Consider the following 14,680-nt stretch of genomic DNA (forward strand, 5'->3'; position numbering starts at 1 on the left):
CTTTTGAGGCCTATCCGGCTGTGGTGGTTTGGTCATTGAGTATAATGTTCGGTGCCGTTCCAGAAAGTTCAGAGGCGATTAATTTGCCGGTTACAAATGTGTAGCTAGACTGGCCCGGTGGTAGCGGAATTGGTGCAAAGACGAGATGAATGTCAGGATGCTGACTGTTAAATTCCTGCGCTATTTGAGGAGCAACAGCGTAATTCCCGTATGTCCATACGGTGATGGTTACCGGTTTGTTCACCTGAGTGCCACATCCGGCCAAGGCTGACACAGTTACTAAACTCAACCCGCAGTTGGCGAAGGTTTTTAGTCTTCCATGCAAGAACTTTTTCATTCTTCCCCGTCAACTCCCTTCTGACTTGTCTTCATTAAGCGGATATTTGATCCACTAAAGTAGAACCACTGATTCAAAGGGTAGGCTGTATCTCTATCATCAACAGGATATAAATTTTGGAACCGTGCATCTCCATAAGCAGTTCTGTATTCAGATGCAGACATGCCGGTAACCCTACGAAAACACCGACAAAAATATTGCTCATCGTCAAAGCCTATCGCATAAGCCACCTCCTTAATTCCAGTCAGCTCACCGTATAATAAAAGCTGACATGCACGCTCAATGCGTTTATTCATAATAAACAAACTCGGAGACAGCCCTGTATATTCCTTAACTACACGGCTCAAATGAGATTGTGTCCATCCCGTAAACGAAGCTACTTCGGAGATCCTAAAGTTTCGATTCAAGTTTTCATCAATAAACTGCAGTGCCGCTTTTAACTGTGGTGAACGAATTGGCCTGGAAAGTTGTCCATGAGCTTCTTCTTGACATAATTGAGCATTTAATTCCTCTAGCACTACACCCAGCAGCCGATTACACCGCACTTTCCAATGGAAACCCTCAGAATACGAAATATTCATAATATCCCTTAGCAATGTAGGCAAAAGTGTGTTGTAAGATGTTATCCATACAGCGCGACGCAACAGTTCTAGCTCCAGTGCTGCTTGTTCTTGAACGGTGAAGTGGATAAACAAATGCCGTGTGGCTTCAAGGGGATCGAAAAAATAAGCATGCTGTTCGCCCGGACGCGTGATGATAAACCCTGGGGCAGACACTTCATACGTCTGATCACCCAACAGGTACCGAGTATGAGACCTTTTAGGGAAATATACCAACTCATATTCCGGTATTACCCTTGTTTCCAATTGAGAGTCCGGTTTCACAATAATCTCCCCAGCGAAAACTATACTTGGGATGTTCCCGTTTAAATTAGAACTCCTTGTCGTACTCATAATTAAGCCCCCATAAAAGTGAGCTATGTAAGATCTGTGAAACCGCTATCACAGGTAAATATAAGTGAAACCAATTTTGTACACAATACATCAAATTGATTAAAAGTTGGACTGTTTTGATACGTTGTTTGTAAGCCCACCCCACCTCCAACTAACGAAGTCCTCTTGCATGAATATCAAATGAGTTCAATAAAGAGAGCATACAGTGTATTTACATATAAACGCACCGTAATTAATCTGAAGCTGCATGAACAAACAGGAACTTAAAGTATGGGAGGCACGACGAAGCATGGCACATGGACTGAGTAAAGACCAATTACAGGAGTTTGAACGCAATGGATATTTGATACTCGAAGGCGTATTCAACACAAAAGAGGTTCGGAGAATGAAAGAGGAGTCCGACTATATTCTCGAGCTAATTTTAAATTCATCGATTGCACACTCACGTCGCAGTGGACGCTTAGATTGGAACCTAACACCAGATGGCACACAGAATGTGCGGAAGATTCAACCCATCAATGATCTCTCGCTCTATCTGACGCATATTTCGGAAGACGCTCGACTGCTTGAACCAATGCAGCAGATTATGGAATGTAAACCAATACTGATGGAGGAAAAGCTTAATTATAAACAGCCTCTTACAGATAAAGTCGATGGTATACCTATCTCGAATGGGGATGATCGATTTCCTATCCATAATGATTGGGCCTACTACTCTGCACAGAATTATCCACAAGACATTATGTCGTCAGCTATCTCCATAGATGAATGCACCATTGATAATGGCCCACTACACGTTTGGCCAGGTACGCACCTGACACACTTGGAACATGAACCGTCTGATATCGGATTACAAGTAAAACCTGGGCTCGTAGATCCAGACGGCGGAGTGGACGTGCTGGCACCTCCAGGATCCGTGATGCTGTTCCATGCATTGCTCGTGCATAATTCACGGCCCAATTTTACGAATCGACCACGACGTATGATGATTTATAGTCACTACCCATCAAGGGTTGACTTAGGGCATGATGTTCGTAATGGCCCAACACGTCTTCGGGAGTCGCCATGGGAGGAAGAGTACCATCGGATGAAAGAGAATGGCACATACGTCGACCAAGTCCACGCCCCAAAATACTCGGATATATTACAAAAATAAGCGTGTTTAGGCAGAATACTCATAATACTCCAATGGTTAGCATTCTCAAAGTGCGTAGATGAAACGTCCGCCACATTTTAATGCGGCGGACTCTTCTCTGGGAACCCTGCATGAGCGAGATCTATAACTTCGGCTAATAGCCCCAGTTTTGTTGTGGTATCCAACAAGGCAGCACGATGGAAACTAAGACCCCCCAGTGTAGCTGAGGATATGATGGGAGGAGAGACAAACCATTAAAATGATTTGTAGTAAGCTTGTAGATCGCTCACTTTTGAGCAAAAGAACAGGGCTCCTCGGAAGTCCCGAGAAGCCCTAATGCTACTGGTATTTCTAATGGCGCGTCCAGAGGTTCGAACCCCCGACCTCTGGCTCCGGAGTTCCACTGAATAGTGTATGTGGGGCTATATGACGCGATTTTAAACGCAGTTTACGCGCTTGAGAACACTGTGTTTGTAGATAATTTGTAGATTATTTGTAGATGTGATGCTTAGAAAACATCGATCTACAAATTTCATAATACTGGTATAAGAAACACGCAAAGAGAGCGGTAGCTTAAACGGCTCCGCTCTCTTTGCGTGTTCTCTGTTTTAGACATGTTCATTCGCCGTCATATTCTGAATTTTAAATGGTTTACTGCAGACTTCGGAACTACAAATATTTCCGCGCATTCATGCGTTTGTCACTGCCTGCCTTACTGTGAATCATCCACTAACCCTACCCGTGGATGGTCGGCGACTGTCCGCCCATGTCGTGAAGCGTCGTTGTCTCGACGGCATCCTCATCAAAAATCGCCGTCGGCAGTCCTGTGTTTACTCCCCAATAGTACGTAATTAGCGAGACAATGCAAACGGCAACTTGGTCCCACGGCGTGCGAAGCACGTTGCGACCACCGTCAAATGTACCCAAGTATGAGAGAATAATCATCATAACGTAGTAGAAGACAAGCCAGAGGCACGATTTTAACTGTTGAGCAAAACTTACTTGCTTCGTCGGCACAAATTTGCGAAAAATTAGATACAGTATGAACATCAAGAACTGTACACCTAGCAGCCATGAGTCCGTGTTCCAACCGGTCCAATAGACGATGAGCGAAGCGATTACAAAAGATATTGGACCTATCACCGACATTCCCTTCAAATAGAATGGGCGTGAGATGTCTGGTGCATTCTTACGGAAAGAGTGCGCCGAAATTGGAGCAATTGCGTATGTGAAGACTAATGCGGAAGAAACGACTCCAATAAGCGCACCCCACGACGGAAATGGTAACGTCCAAAAAATTGACATCGCAAACGTAAGCCACAGTGCGGGTCGTGGAATTCCCGTGCGCTCGTCCACGCGCGCGAACAATTTGAACAACGTGCCTGTGCGCGACCAACCAAAAATCATGCGTGGCGTAGAGGACATATAGATATTCCCCGTTCCACTCGGAGAAACAATAGCGTCGAGCGTCACCAGAATAGCTAGCCAGCCTAGTCCCAAAACGACTGCGATATCGCGATATGGCAAGGTAAATTGGGAACCGACGTGCGACCAACCGCCAGACAGCATGTGTGTCGGAATGGACCCAGTAAATGCGACCTGAAGAAGGACGTAGACAATCGTAGAAAGAACAATGGAGACAATGATAGCAATAGGAACCGTCCGCTGCGGATTTTTCGCTTCGGTGGCAAACCCGACAATCGGCTGTAGTCCTAAATAGGCAAAGATGACACCACCTGTTGATATCGCACTTTCAATCCCAGTAAACCCGTATGGAGAAAATCCTTGGACGTGAAAGTTTGCTCCCTTAAGATGTATGAGCAAGAAAACAATGGTCAGTGTCGGTACGATAAATTTCAAAATTGAGATAATTGTATTTGATTTTGCAAACGTCTTGACACTCCAGTAATTAAGAAGGAAGAAAAAGAGCAGGAGTGCGAATTGAAAGAACCAACCGAACACAGTTGGACTGCCGGATGATCCAGCTACCGTCAGCGTTGGCAACCAGGAAGTTGCATATTGTCGAGCTGCTTCGATCTCGATGGCGATGAGGCTAGTGAACGCAATGAGTGTGGCAAACGAGGTCAAAAAACCTACCAAAGGACCATGGGAATATGCCGGATATCGCACGACACCACCAGCGCGTGGAATCGATCCGCCGAGTTCCGCATACACGAGCCCCAAAAGAATGACAGCAATCCCAGCAATGACCCAAGAAATCCAACCTGCGGGACCTGCAATTGAGGCGACATGACTGGATGCAAAGAGCCAACCCGAGCCGAAAATTGAGCCAAACCCAATAAACACCAAATCAATCAGTGACAACTGCCGTTTGAACTTCCCTTGTCCCGCCATAGGCTCCCTCCTAATGTTAAAGCATGCATTCATTCGTATTTCATTGGTTCAATTCCGGGCTATCCTCCTTCACCGAGCATTACGATAACGCTTTCATTTATTTTATAATTGAAACAATCACATAATTGACTACTAGGTATCATTTGACTTAGACATGAAGAGAACGGGAAGCAATCGAGCACTGCTTCCCACATTTACGTTATACCGTTACATGTGCACGATAGAACGCTTGCTCGACGGCTTTCCGGTCTTCGTCATCAAGAGGCAAACGCGGTGCCCGTGTTTCACCAACTGGACGACCTGCGAGCTCCATCGCATACTTAATCGCTTGAACAAGTCGTGGTGTGGAATCCCAACGCATCAGCGGCAAGATGGTACGGTAAAGTGCACTTGCCTCTTCAAACTTCCCATCACGAACAAGTTCAAACAGTTTAACTGATTCCTCTGGAACGGCATTCGCCAGTCCAGCAATCCAACCGAACGCCCCAGCGAGCAAACCTTCTAGTGCCAAATCGTCAGCACCGGCCAAAACCTCTAAGTTAGTTTTCTCCTGAATTTCGGCAATCCGTCGAATATCCCCGCTGAATTCCTTTACAGCGACAATATTCTCGATACTCTCGAGCTTGTGAAGTAGATCTGGCGTCAAATCTGTTGCGTTGTCATGCGTATTGTTATAGATGACAACAGGCAATCCAACATCTGATAATGCTTCGTAATATGCAACTACTTCAGCCCACTTCGGTTTGTAACTGATTGGTGGCAGTGCCATGATTCCGGAAGCACCTACCTGCTTTGCCTGTCTTGCCCAGAATACCGCCCTCTCGGTCGTTGGAGCCGCCACACCGACCACAACTGGTACGCGTCCCGCTGCCGCAACAACAACTGTTTCAACGACCTTGCCGCGTTCCTCGTCGCTCAACTGGGCGTATTCACCACAGGTACCACAGGGTACAAGTCCATGAACACCTTTTTCAATCAACCAATTTACATGATCATCCAATTTCTTGTAGTCCACCTCACGAGTGTCTGAAGTGAACGGAGTAATAATTGCCACATGTACCCCTTCAAAACGTGCCATAAAATCTCTTCCTCCTAATTACGCTCTCAAAATTATAAATGGTTAGACCATTTGACGTGTTTTCATTGTAAATCCAAGCAAGATAGATGACAAGAGTTTTTTCAGAATATTACATATACTAGCTGTAGTAGATAGTCGGACCTCATGTCTCCTGGATTAATAGGCTATAGCGCATGTCTTTACCTGACTGTAAAAAGTGAGCGCAGCTTGACCCTGTTCCCGTATATGAGAACTGGACTGTTTCATTCCACCGAACGGAGCCTGATACTCAACTCCAGCCGTTTCCTGATTTACACGTACCATCCCCGCCGAAACATCGTTCAAAAAGGATAGGGCGTGTGACAAATCTCTTGTAAACAAAGAAGCGCTAAGTCCATAAAGCGTACGATTGCACAACTCCACTGCTGCATCGTAATCAGGGACTGTCAAAAGCGTTGTCACAGGGCCGAATATTTCCTCTTGCACAAGTGCATGGTCAGCATCGATGTCAGAAACCACCGTTGGCATGACGTAAAAACCACTATATGGGTCCACCTTTGACCGTCCTTGCGCGACAATAGTCCCATCCGTGTTCGCCAGGTTAACGTAAGACAATACCTTTTGATATTGCGCCTGAGAAGCAACCGGTCCCGTATACGTGGTAGCGTCGAGTGCATGACCGACGGCCAGTTCTGCGACCGCCTTGGTGATCTCTTTGATGAGCGCTGGTGCTACGCCTTGTTGGACGATCAAGCGACTGGTCGCGGTACACTTTTGACCCGCTGAGCGGAATGCCCCACTCAGAATAGCTGGTACAGCCTTAACTAAATCCGCATCGTCGAGGACTATTGCAGCGTTTTTTCCACCCATTTCCGTTTGAAACTTCACATTCCTGTCAGCGCATTTGACGGCAATCTGCCGGCCAATTGAGGTGGACCCTGTAAAGCTGATGGCATCGACAATCGCCTGCGAAACCAGCGCATCGCCGACATCACTGCCTCTCCCCATGACTACGTTGACGACACCCGCAGGCAGTTCTGCCTCAACGAATAGCTCAGCTAAGAGAGTCGCAGTCAATGATGCATTCTCCGCCGGTTTCCATATCACCGTGTTACCACAGATAAGTGCCGGAGCCAGCTTCCAAATCGGGATTGCCACAGGGAAATTCCATGGTGTAATGATACCAACAACACCAAGCGGAACACGCACGCTATATTGGAGAACGTCGCATTCGTTCGATGGGATGACGTCCCCATTCGAGCGAACACCTTCCGCCGCATAGTACTTTAATAGATGTACACCTCGCATGACCTCTCCACGCAATTCCGAAATCGGTTTTCCCATTTCAGAACTGGCTAAGTTGGCAACCTCATCAATGTGTTGTTCTAGTAGAATCGCTATTTTGTAGAGATACTCTCCGCGCTTCGCACCGGTCAGCGAAGCCCAAGCAGGTAACGAACGTCTCGCCGCCTGTGCTGCGCGAAAGACGTCCGATGCAGGTGAAAGGTGCACCACACCGACTTCGTGTGACATTTCGGAAGGATTTCTCACGATAAATTCCTCACCATGTGGGACAAACCACTCGCCGCCAATCCAGTTCTTCGATTCGATTTACATCCACCCCATTACTCAAATCAAATTCCATTTGGCATTAGCTTAGTGCGCCAGTCCGGTGATAGCGTCGGAGTTGCGTGACACGTGATCTCTCATTAATCGTTTCGCCTGACGAATGTTATTATCACCTATCGCCGTTGCGATGGCGGTTAATTCTTCATACTGTTGCTTACGCCAATTCGTATCTTCAATTTCGCCGATAACGAGTGCGTTCTTGCGAATGACTTCGTAAATGGCCATCATCACAGCCACGCGAATCTGGTTTTGCGAAGCACGGGCCACCTCTTCATGAAACGACAAATCTAAGTCAACAAAGACGCTCCAGGGCACACTGGTGTTCTCCAAGGAATCTCGAATGCGCTCAACGATGGTAAACAAAGTCTGCTTATTTTCCTCTGTTGCCCGCTTCGCAGCCCATAACGCCGTTTCCGACTCAAAACTCGTGCGAAACTCTGCGAGTTCAACAGCGGTCGCACCACGGAATCGAATCAAGGCTGCTAGTGACTGCCCTACTTGTTCAGCCTTCGGTTCCGAGATAAATGTGCCGCCGTAAGTGCCACGCAGTACCTCGACTACGCCTGCAGCTTCGAGACTCCTAATCGCTTCTCGCAGGGTAGGGCGACTCACACCGAAGATAGCACAAAGCTCTCGCTCACTTGGCAAGCGATCTCCGACCTGTAAACGACCTTGTACAACGGCCTCTTGAATTTGTTGGACAATATCTTCAAACCCACGAACTGGGCGTACTTCGTTAAACATGCCGTTTACCTGCTTCACATTTGAATCGCCCATTTACAACGCCCCTTCCTTACATTTAACGGTATCAATGACGTAAACGATATCATGCTTTTAACACTTAACAAAATCTCTAATCATTGAAGTAAAAAGCCCTGCGCGAGCGGATCTGTCGGATCCACCACCATTTGATGAATGCCAGTGACAAAGCCTGTTCCCGTAATTTCAGCAATGACCGCTGGAAAATGCCCAACCGTTGTTTCACCTACAAGCGTCGCCGTGATGCTGGTACCGATAATGCTCTCATGGATAGACGGGGTACAGATTCTCTGCCCGCCATGCCGCACAAGTGTCGCGAGTAGTGCAGATACCGCCGTCCCGCTCGGAGACCTATTGACCTGGCGATCAGCAAAAACAGTGACGTTTCGAACGTGATCATCCCGACTCGCATCGAAGAACACGACACCCGCGATATTCTGGATATGCGGTAAGTCCGGATGCGATACGCTCAAAGTGCGGTTCAAATACTGTTTAATCTGATGAGCGGTTTGCTGGAGCAACGGGATTTGTCCTTTCGTGATGGGGAGCTTCGCGGCAACTGCGTCAACCGTGGCGTAGAATTCACCGCCAAACGAGATATCGGCCTGAATCGTCAAATTCTCGAACGGGATTGCCACGTCTGCCGTATGAACGAAAGCGGGCTTATTCTCGAAGGAGACAGCTTCCACGACGCTCTCACGGCGATGCGCGCGTGCTGCGATAACGCCGATTTCCGTATCGATGTATATGGACTGCTGCAGTTCTTTAAGACGTACATGTCCTGTTTCGAGAAGAGCAGTGACGACAGCGATAATACCGTGCCCGGAAAATCTGCTGTAACCGCCATTATTCATAAAGATGACGCCAAAATCTGAGTTTGCATTAACCGGTTCCGTCACGATACACGCACACATACCATGATGACCGCGTGGTTCAAACAGTAAAACGCGTCTATCTGCTTCGAAAATCCGCCGACAATGTTCCGCCTTCTCACTTATCGTCTGTCCACGCAGAAACGGAATTCCACCTGTAATAATGCGCATCGGCTCGCCACAAACATGTGTGTCAATGGTCGAAAAGTGCTTGACGAATTCCACCCACTCACCCCCTTTAAATCAGTAAAAATCCGTCGTTGAGAGGATCTGAATCATGAAGTAAGAATTGATGAAACCCTGTCACCCATGCGGCCCCAGAGACCTGTGGAACGATTGCAGGAAGATGTCCCACGGTCGTTTCTTCCAATACTTTCGCATAGAACACGGAGCCAACAATGCTCTCGTGAACAAATTCTTCACCTATGGCTAGTTCTCCCTTCGCAAAGAGTGTAGCCACTTTAGCTGACGTTCCGGTCCCGCACGGTGATCGGTCAATTCCGCCTGGCGGTACCACCACCACATTCCGGCAGTGCGCCATTTGCGACATCGGCTCCCCATAGAACTCGACGTGTGTCATACCTTGAATCACAGGAATTTCGGGATGGACGACGTCGACCGTTCGGTTGACAGCCTCGCGAATCTGCACTGCCAGTTGAACGATATTGGACCCGTTGTCAGCCGACAAAGCGAGGCCAATCGTGCTCGCATCGACCAAACCATAAAAATTTCCTCCATACGCAATATCGAGTGTCAGCGAACCAACACCTGCGACATCTACGACTATGTCTTTTTTATAGAGGAAGGATGGAATGTTTGTGAAGGTGACACCTTCAACCTTCCCGTCGCGGATAGTTAGCTTGGCTTCGACCAAGCCCGCGGGAGTGTCCAATCGTAGCGTTGTCTTGTCGGAAGGAAAGATTCCACCTTCAATTAAAGCTGTGCACACGCCAATCGTATCGTGTCCACACATTGGCAAATATCCGCCCGTCTCGATATAGACGACCCCGATGTCCGCATTCGGATTACACGGCGCAGTCAGAATACATCCGGACATGACCTCGTGACCGCGCGGTTCGTACATGAGTGCACGACGGAAATCATCGTGGTGTTCCTTCATATAGACCATTTTCTCGGTCATCGTTTGACCGATGAGTTCCGGCGCACCGCTCGTGACCGTCCGCGTGGGGTTACCGCCCGTATGCGTATCTATTGTCGTAACGAGTTTAGAAAACTTCATACGTGTACCCCCTCATCTCTGGCGCGCTCAGTGAATCGCTTTAAGTGTAGTGGTTCAATTGGAATACAAGTTTCTATTCCCGCCAAAATTTCACTTATCACTTTCCCAGTCACAGCGGAGAGGCTGATGCCATCCCCTTCATGACCTGCCGCGATATAAAAACCGGGAACTTCATCAACTGAACTGACGATAGGCAAATGGTCCGGCGTCCATGGGCGCAACCCGGCGTAGCTCCGTAACATCTGAATATCTTTCATGACTGGAAAAAAACGAATGGCGCGCTTCGCAATGAGATGAATGACTTTAGAGTCAACTTTTGTATCATAGCCAACGAATTGACGACTGCTGCCGATCAAAAAATTTTGCGATGCGGTAGGCTCAAAGACGAGAGCCACCCCGTGCTTATCCATTTCTTCGTCAACCTGCCTCGATCCGCCGAACTTGCTCATCAGGTATCCGAATTCCATCACTTTGCGTTTGCCAATGTTCATGGTTCGTGCAGAAACCAAGATATGCCCTTTCCTTGGCTCGATAGGTACGTCTACATTGACCATTTTTCCCACATGCTTTGCCCATACGCCCGCCGCATTGATGACGCACTTTGAGCGAATCACCCCCTCCGACGTGTCAACGCCTTCGACCGCGCCCTTACTATCAAGCAGAATCCGCCTGACCTCCGTCTTTACCAGAAATTTTGCGCCAAGTCGACGAGCTGTTCTTGCCAGCGCATAAGTCATCAAGACAGGGTTTACAGTTGAATCTGTGGCGCACTCGAGCCCTCCGGGTAAATCGTGAGCCAGATAAGGCCACTCGTCACGCAAATCCTGCTGACTGAGCATGCGAAAAGGTAGTCCTGCGTCGGTCTGTCGTTGTACCCAACGCCCTGCCGCCTCCATCTCATCATCATTCTCACACACTAAAATACTGCCGGGGGCACGATATTCAAACTCCTCATCCAATTCCTTTGTTAGTTGTGCGACCAATTGCTGAGATTTGAGGGACATCTGACTGTCGAAGCCAGGGTCCTTGTCAATGGCCAGGATATTTCCATCACAGCGCGAAGACGTCCCGCCGGCGATTTCCCCCTTTTCGATCACAGTAACATCCATTCCAAGTTTTGCGCAGTAGTAAGCGATGGCGGAACCAATAATACCAGCGCCGACGACTACGATATCGGATGAGGCAATTCGCACGTTTGGTCACCATCCCTTGTCTCCTTACCCAGATAAGAAACACGCACATCTTTCAAAATTGCGGAAACATATTGATTATTGTAGTATAAAAGAAATTATACACACTCTCTATAATGTTGGAAACACAATGGTCAAACAATTTAATTGATTACATTTTTCATGTTTTGATACCTGATGGTTGGGGGTTATTGAATGAGTACATCCTCATTGCTTATTTGTCGATGTGAAGAAGTCCGCGTCGAAGACTTAGAAAAAGCCTATGCGAATGGTGCCGTGACATCTCGACAATTAAAAATGAATACGAGAGCAACCATGGGTGCATGTCAAGGACGTGTCTGCAGACATTTAGTTGAAGCTTGGGTACATGAGATGAATCCACTGGCACCTTACACAACCGAAAATCTATCATATCGCCCACCCGTCCGCCCCATGACTTTCGGCGAACTAGCAAAGGGGGAATAATAAATGCATCGTATCCTCAGCCATCCCATCCTGGGTCCACGCAAAGAAGCACAGACGGCAACTTTCCAATTCGATGGTAATGTGATAGAAGGGTACATCGGCGAGCCCATTGCTGCTGCACTTCTTGCCAACGGCAGACGATTGCTGCGAAGACACGAGGAAAGCGGCACGCCGCGTGGTTTCTACTGCGCCATTGGCCATTGCATGGAGTGTCGTGTCGAAGTGGCGGGAAGAGGAACAGTTCGCGCATGCTTGACCCCAGTCGAAGACGGGATGGTCGTGTTTTCAGGCCGCCAGTTGCCGAACGAGATTACAGGGAGGACAATTTAATATGGAAGAAACGACCTCCAGATTCGACGTGATCGTTGTCGGTGCCGGACCGGCAGGCCTATCTGCAGCGCGAGTCGTTGCGGAACATGGACTTTCCGTAACCATCATCGATGAGTTTCCATTACCAGGTGGCAGAATGAACGGCCAATTTCACGAGGAACCAGATACCGGTCTGTGGGTTGGCAAAGAAGTTGCAGCCAAATTGGTATCCGAGACCACTGAACTGGGCGTTGTGTTCAGATGTGGTCAAGCGGTTCACGATATTGTACGTACAGCGACCGGATGGTCCGTGAAGCTCACTGGTGAAAACGTACAGGGAACCTTTCTACTGTTGGCGACAGGTGCTGCGGAAATTCCAACACCACTCCCTGGTTGGACGTTGCCGGGTGTGATGTCAGTCGGAGCAGCGCAGGTCATGACCAATGTCCATTATGTAAAACCAGGTAAACGAGGCATCGTGATTGGCGTAAACGTTCTCGCAATGGCCATTGCCAGTGAACTCATTGCGAGCGAAGTGGAACTTGTCAGTATCGTCCTGCCTGCGAAGAGTCCGTTCACCAAGGAAGCGGCTAATCCGGCAGCTGTGTTTCAAACTCTGATCGGATTGTCCCATATGGCACCCTCTGCACTGTTGAGAATTGGTGGAAAGTGGGCGAAACGCCTGCGCTTGTCTCGCGTGGCTACACGCTTTTTGCCGAAACGCGGCATTAAGATGTGGGGTGTACCCCTGCAGTTGAGGACGGCAGCCTTACAAATCAACGGAATTGACAAGGTAGAATCCGTGACGCTTGCCGACGTGAATCGAGCTGGGGAACTAATTCCTGGAAGTGAACGTGATGTCGACGTCGATTTCGTTGCCATCGCAGGCGGATTGTATCCGATGGCCGAGTTAGCCAGTGTCATCGGCTGCCCATTTACATACATTCCTGCGCTTGGTGGGCATATTCCAGTGCATGACGAACAACTTCGCACACCAGTTGACAAGTTATATGTCGCTGGGAATATCACCGGTATTGAAAGTGCCAAAGTTGCAATGGCACAAGGGCGGTTGGCAGGTGCCTCGATTTGCCAAGACGCTGGTTTGTGTGATGAGGTCTCTGCAGCGATGCAAGATGTCGTGCGCACGAGGGCGAAGTCGCTCATTCAGTTTGCGCCAGGCATTGCAGAGGCACGGGAGAGCCTGTATCACGTGCGTTAAGGCCTCCTGCCATGTAGAAGACGGCCGGGGCCTTCGTCATAGTCGAGATGAATGACGGGGCCCCGGCCGTTTACTCATACAGTTAACAATTCCTTAGTAAATTGATACATACTTTCACACCCGTCTTCTGTCACGATAACGACATCCTCAATCCGAATACCAAATCCACCTGGTATGTAGATTCCTGGTTCCACGCTAAAGACCATACCTTCCTCCAACACAGTAGCATTCTCGCCGTAGGCATACGGCTCCTCGTGAATCTCCATGCCAACGCCATGCCCTGTTCGGTTGTTAAAATAGCGACCATACCCGGCGTCGGAAATGATGGTTCGCGCAGCGACGTCAATCGCGCCGATAGGCACCCCCGGTTTCACAGCCGCCATCCCAGCCAATTGCGCCTGTTTCACGATAGAATACGCTTCCCGCACAGGTTGAGCCACTTCACCCACGACAATGGTACGCGTCATATCAGAGAGATAATGCTTCCAAATACCGCCCATGTCGATAACGACCGTGTCCATCGGCTGGATGCGCGTAGCGTCAGGTTGGTGATGTGGCATCGCCCCATTTGCACCGACACCGACAATCGGTGCAAATGCAAGCTCATAAACCCCTTCCTGCCGCCAAAAGTGCTTGAGCCTCTCAACGACGTCCAACTCCGTCATTCCGACCCGAATGTCACCAATCACGTTCGCCATGACTCGATCCGTCAGAACTCCCGCCTCCCGAAGCAGACACAACTCGCGAGCGTCCTTCCTTAATCGTAGATGCGAAAGCGTAGTTGCACTGTCGACAAATCGCAAGTTCGGCCTGTGTGCCATCAATGAAAGAAGTGATTTGCTTGGCCAACTGCTGTCTACGCTGATATTCCCTTCTTTCGGCAAAACCGTACCGAGAAGTTCCGTGGTATCCTGTCCATCGCTCCAGAACCTAGCTTCGATGGAGATACCCGCAAACTCTTCTTCATGGAGCTTAGGTGCGAGAATAACTGGGTCACCTTGTCGCGGCAGTATGAATGCTAGCAATCGTTCATGCGGCTCTATATGAACTCCTGTGAAATAGTAGAAATTCGAAGAAGATGTAGCTATCACTGCATCCAATTGTTGCGCTACAAGTAACGTTCTGGCTCGATTCACTCGTTCTGCAAGATAATCTTCCAA

The 14,680-nt window shown here is 48.6% G+C and carries 14 protein-coding genes; 4 read left to right on the top strand and 10 right to left on the bottom strand.

From position 1 onward, the window contains the following. Nucleotides 1-10: 10 nt before the first annotated feature. Together NZD89_RS19440 and NZD89_RS19445 are read right to left on the bottom strand one after the other, a co-directional pair. Complete coding sequence (locus tag NZD89_RS19440; RefSeq protein ID WP_268004385.1) at nucleotides 11-337, bottom strand: type 2 periplasmic-binding domain-containing protein; 327 nt, start codon at nucleotides 335-337, stop codon at nucleotides 11-13. Then, complete coding sequence (locus NZD89_RS19445; protein WP_268004386.1) at nucleotides 334-1,290, bottom strand: helix-turn-helix domain-containing protein; 957 nt, start codon at nucleotides 1,288-1,290, stop codon at nucleotides 334-336. Before NZD89_RS19445 ends, NZD89_RS19440 begins: the two co-directional genes overlap by 4 nt. A gap of 289 nt (nucleotides 1,291-1,579) precedes the next feature. Between NZD89_RS19445 and NZD89_RS19450 the strand changes: the two genes are divergently transcribed. Further along, a complete protein-coding gene (locus tag NZD89_RS19450; RefSeq protein WP_268004387.1) occupies nucleotides 1,580-2,446 on the top strand; it encodes a phytanoyl-CoA dioxygenase family protein in 867 nt (288 codons plus the stop codon). A 714-nt stretch (nucleotides 2,447-3,160) separates the two neighbouring features. Here NZD89_RS19450 and NZD89_RS19455 read toward each other — a convergent pair. The 7 genes from NZD89_RS19455 to NZD89_RS19485 form a co-directional block, all read right to left on the bottom strand. After that, nucleotides 3,161-4,780 carry an APC family permease gene (locus tag NZD89_RS19455; protein WP_268004388.1) on the bottom strand — a complete coding sequence of 540 codons (1,620 nt, stop codon included), beginning with the start codon at nucleotides 4,778-4,780 and terminating at the stop codon, nucleotides 3,161-3,163. Between the two features lie 199 nt (nucleotides 4,781-4,979). Further along, a complete protein-coding gene (locus tag NZD89_RS19460) occupies nucleotides 4,980-5,858 on the bottom strand; it encodes a dihydrodipicolinate synthase family protein (protein ID WP_268004389.1) in 879 nt (292 codons plus the stop codon). A gap of 156 nt (nucleotides 5,859-6,014) precedes the next feature. Continuing rightward, nucleotides 6,015-7,448, bottom strand: a complete 1,434-nt coding sequence (locus NZD89_RS19465) for an aldehyde dehydrogenase family protein (RefSeq protein ID WP_268008550.1) — start codon at nucleotides 7,446-7,448, stop codon at nucleotides 6,015-6,017. A 45-nt stretch (nucleotides 7,449-7,493) separates the two neighbouring features. Continuing rightward, nucleotides 7,494-8,243 (bottom strand): FadR/GntR family transcriptional regulator, encoded by a 750-nt coding sequence (locus NZD89_RS19470; RefSeq protein ID WP_268004390.1) that lies wholly within the window; start codon nucleotides 8,241-8,243, stop codon nucleotides 7,494-7,496. Between the two features lie 80 nt (nucleotides 8,244-8,323). Continuing rightward, complete coding sequence (locus NZD89_RS19475) at nucleotides 8,324-9,322, bottom strand: proline racemase family protein (RefSeq protein WP_268004391.1); 999 nt, start codon at nucleotides 9,320-9,322, stop codon at nucleotides 8,324-8,326. A gap of 13 nt (nucleotides 9,323-9,335) precedes the next feature. Next, nucleotides 9,336-10,337, bottom strand: coding sequence for a 4-hydroxyproline epimerase (locus tag NZD89_RS19480; protein WP_268004392.1), 1,002 nt, complete (start codon nucleotides 10,335-10,337; stop codon nucleotides 9,336-9,338). After that, a complete protein-coding gene (locus tag NZD89_RS19485) occupies nucleotides 10,334-11,530 on the bottom strand; it encodes an NAD(P)/FAD-dependent oxidoreductase (protein WP_268004393.1) in 1,197 nt (398 codons plus the stop codon). Before NZD89_RS19485 ends, NZD89_RS19480 begins: the two co-directional genes overlap by 4 nt. Before the next feature lie 192 nt (nucleotides 11,531-11,722). On the opposite strand from NZD89_RS19485, the gene NZD89_RS19490 reads away from it, so the two are divergent. The 3 genes from NZD89_RS19490 to NZD89_RS19500 are packed head-to-tail and all read left to right on the top strand — an operon-like array spanning nucleotide 11,723 to nucleotide 13,520. Further along, nucleotides 11,723-11,992 (top strand): (2Fe-2S)-binding protein, encoded by a 270-nt coding sequence (locus NZD89_RS19490; RefSeq protein ID WP_268004394.1) that lies wholly within the window; start codon nucleotides 11,723-11,725, stop codon nucleotides 11,990-11,992. A 3-nt stretch (nucleotides 11,993-11,995) separates the two neighbouring features. Next, a complete protein-coding gene (locus NZD89_RS19495) occupies nucleotides 11,996-12,322 on the top strand; it encodes a (2Fe-2S)-binding protein (RefSeq protein ID WP_268004395.1) in 327 nt (108 codons plus the stop codon). Between the two features lies 1 nt (nucleotide 12,323). After that, on the top strand, nucleotides 12,324-13,520 hold the full coding sequence (locus NZD89_RS19500; protein ID WP_268004396.1) for an NAD(P)/FAD-dependent oxidoreductase: 1,197 nt from the start codon (nucleotides 12,324-12,326) through the stop codon (nucleotides 13,518-13,520). 74 nt (nucleotides 13,521-13,594) lie between these two features. Here NZD89_RS19500 and NZD89_RS19505 read toward each other — a convergent pair whose 3' ends face one another. Next, the gene (locus NZD89_RS19505) at nucleotides 13,595-14,680 is read right to left on the bottom strand and encodes a M24 family metallopeptidase (protein ID WP_268004397.1); all 1,086 of its coding nucleotides are present in this window, start codon (nucleotides 14,678-14,680) and stop codon (nucleotides 13,595-13,597) included.

Origin of the sequence: Alicyclobacillus fastidiosus (assembly GCF_026651875.1) — a bacterium.
GTDB lineage: Bacteria > Bacillota > Bacilli > Alicyclobacillales > Alicyclobacillaceae > Alicyclobacillus > Alicyclobacillus fastidiosus.

What these genes read in the sequence shown, in the direction of transcription:
- NZD89_RS19440 (WP_268004385.1), bottom strand. Translation starts at nt 337, where the DNA reads ATGAAAAAGTTCTTGCATGGAAGACTAAAAACCTTCGCCAACTGCGGG.
- NZD89_RS19445 (WP_268004386.1), bottom strand. Translation starts at nt 1,290, where the DNA reads ATGAGTACGACAAGGAGTTCTAATTTAAACGGGAACATCCCAAGTATA.
- NZD89_RS19450 (WP_268004387.1), top strand. Translation starts at nt 1,580, where the DNA reads ATGGCACATGGACTGAGTAAAGACCAATTACAGGAGTTTGAACGCAAT.
- NZD89_RS19455 (WP_268004388.1), bottom strand. Translation starts at nt 4,780, where the DNA reads ATGGCGGGACAAGGGAAGTTCAAACGGCAGTTGTCACTGATTGATTTG.
- NZD89_RS19460 (WP_268004389.1), bottom strand. Translation starts at nt 5,858, where the DNA reads ATGGCACGTTTTGAAGGGGTACATGTGGCAATTATTACTCCGTTCACT.
- NZD89_RS19470 (WP_268004390.1), bottom strand. Translation starts at nt 8,243, where the DNA reads ATGGGCGATTCAAATGTGAAGCAGGTAAACGGCATGTTTAACGAAGTA.
- NZD89_RS19480 (WP_268004392.1), bottom strand. Translation starts at nt 10,337, where the DNA reads ATGAAGTTTTCTAAACTCGTTACGACAATAGATACGCATACGGGCGGT.
- NZD89_RS19490 (WP_268004394.1), top strand. Translation starts at nt 11,723, where the DNA reads ATGAGTACATCCTCATTGCTTATTTGTCGATGTGAAGAAGTCCGCGTC.
- NZD89_RS19495 (WP_268004395.1), top strand. Translation starts at nt 11,996, where the DNA reads ATGCATCGTATCCTCAGCCATCCCATCCTGGGTCCACGCAAAGAAGCA.
- NZD89_RS19500 (WP_268004396.1), top strand. Translation starts at nt 12,324, where the DNA reads ATGGAAGAAACGACCTCCAGATTCGACGTGATCGTTGTCGGTGCCGGA.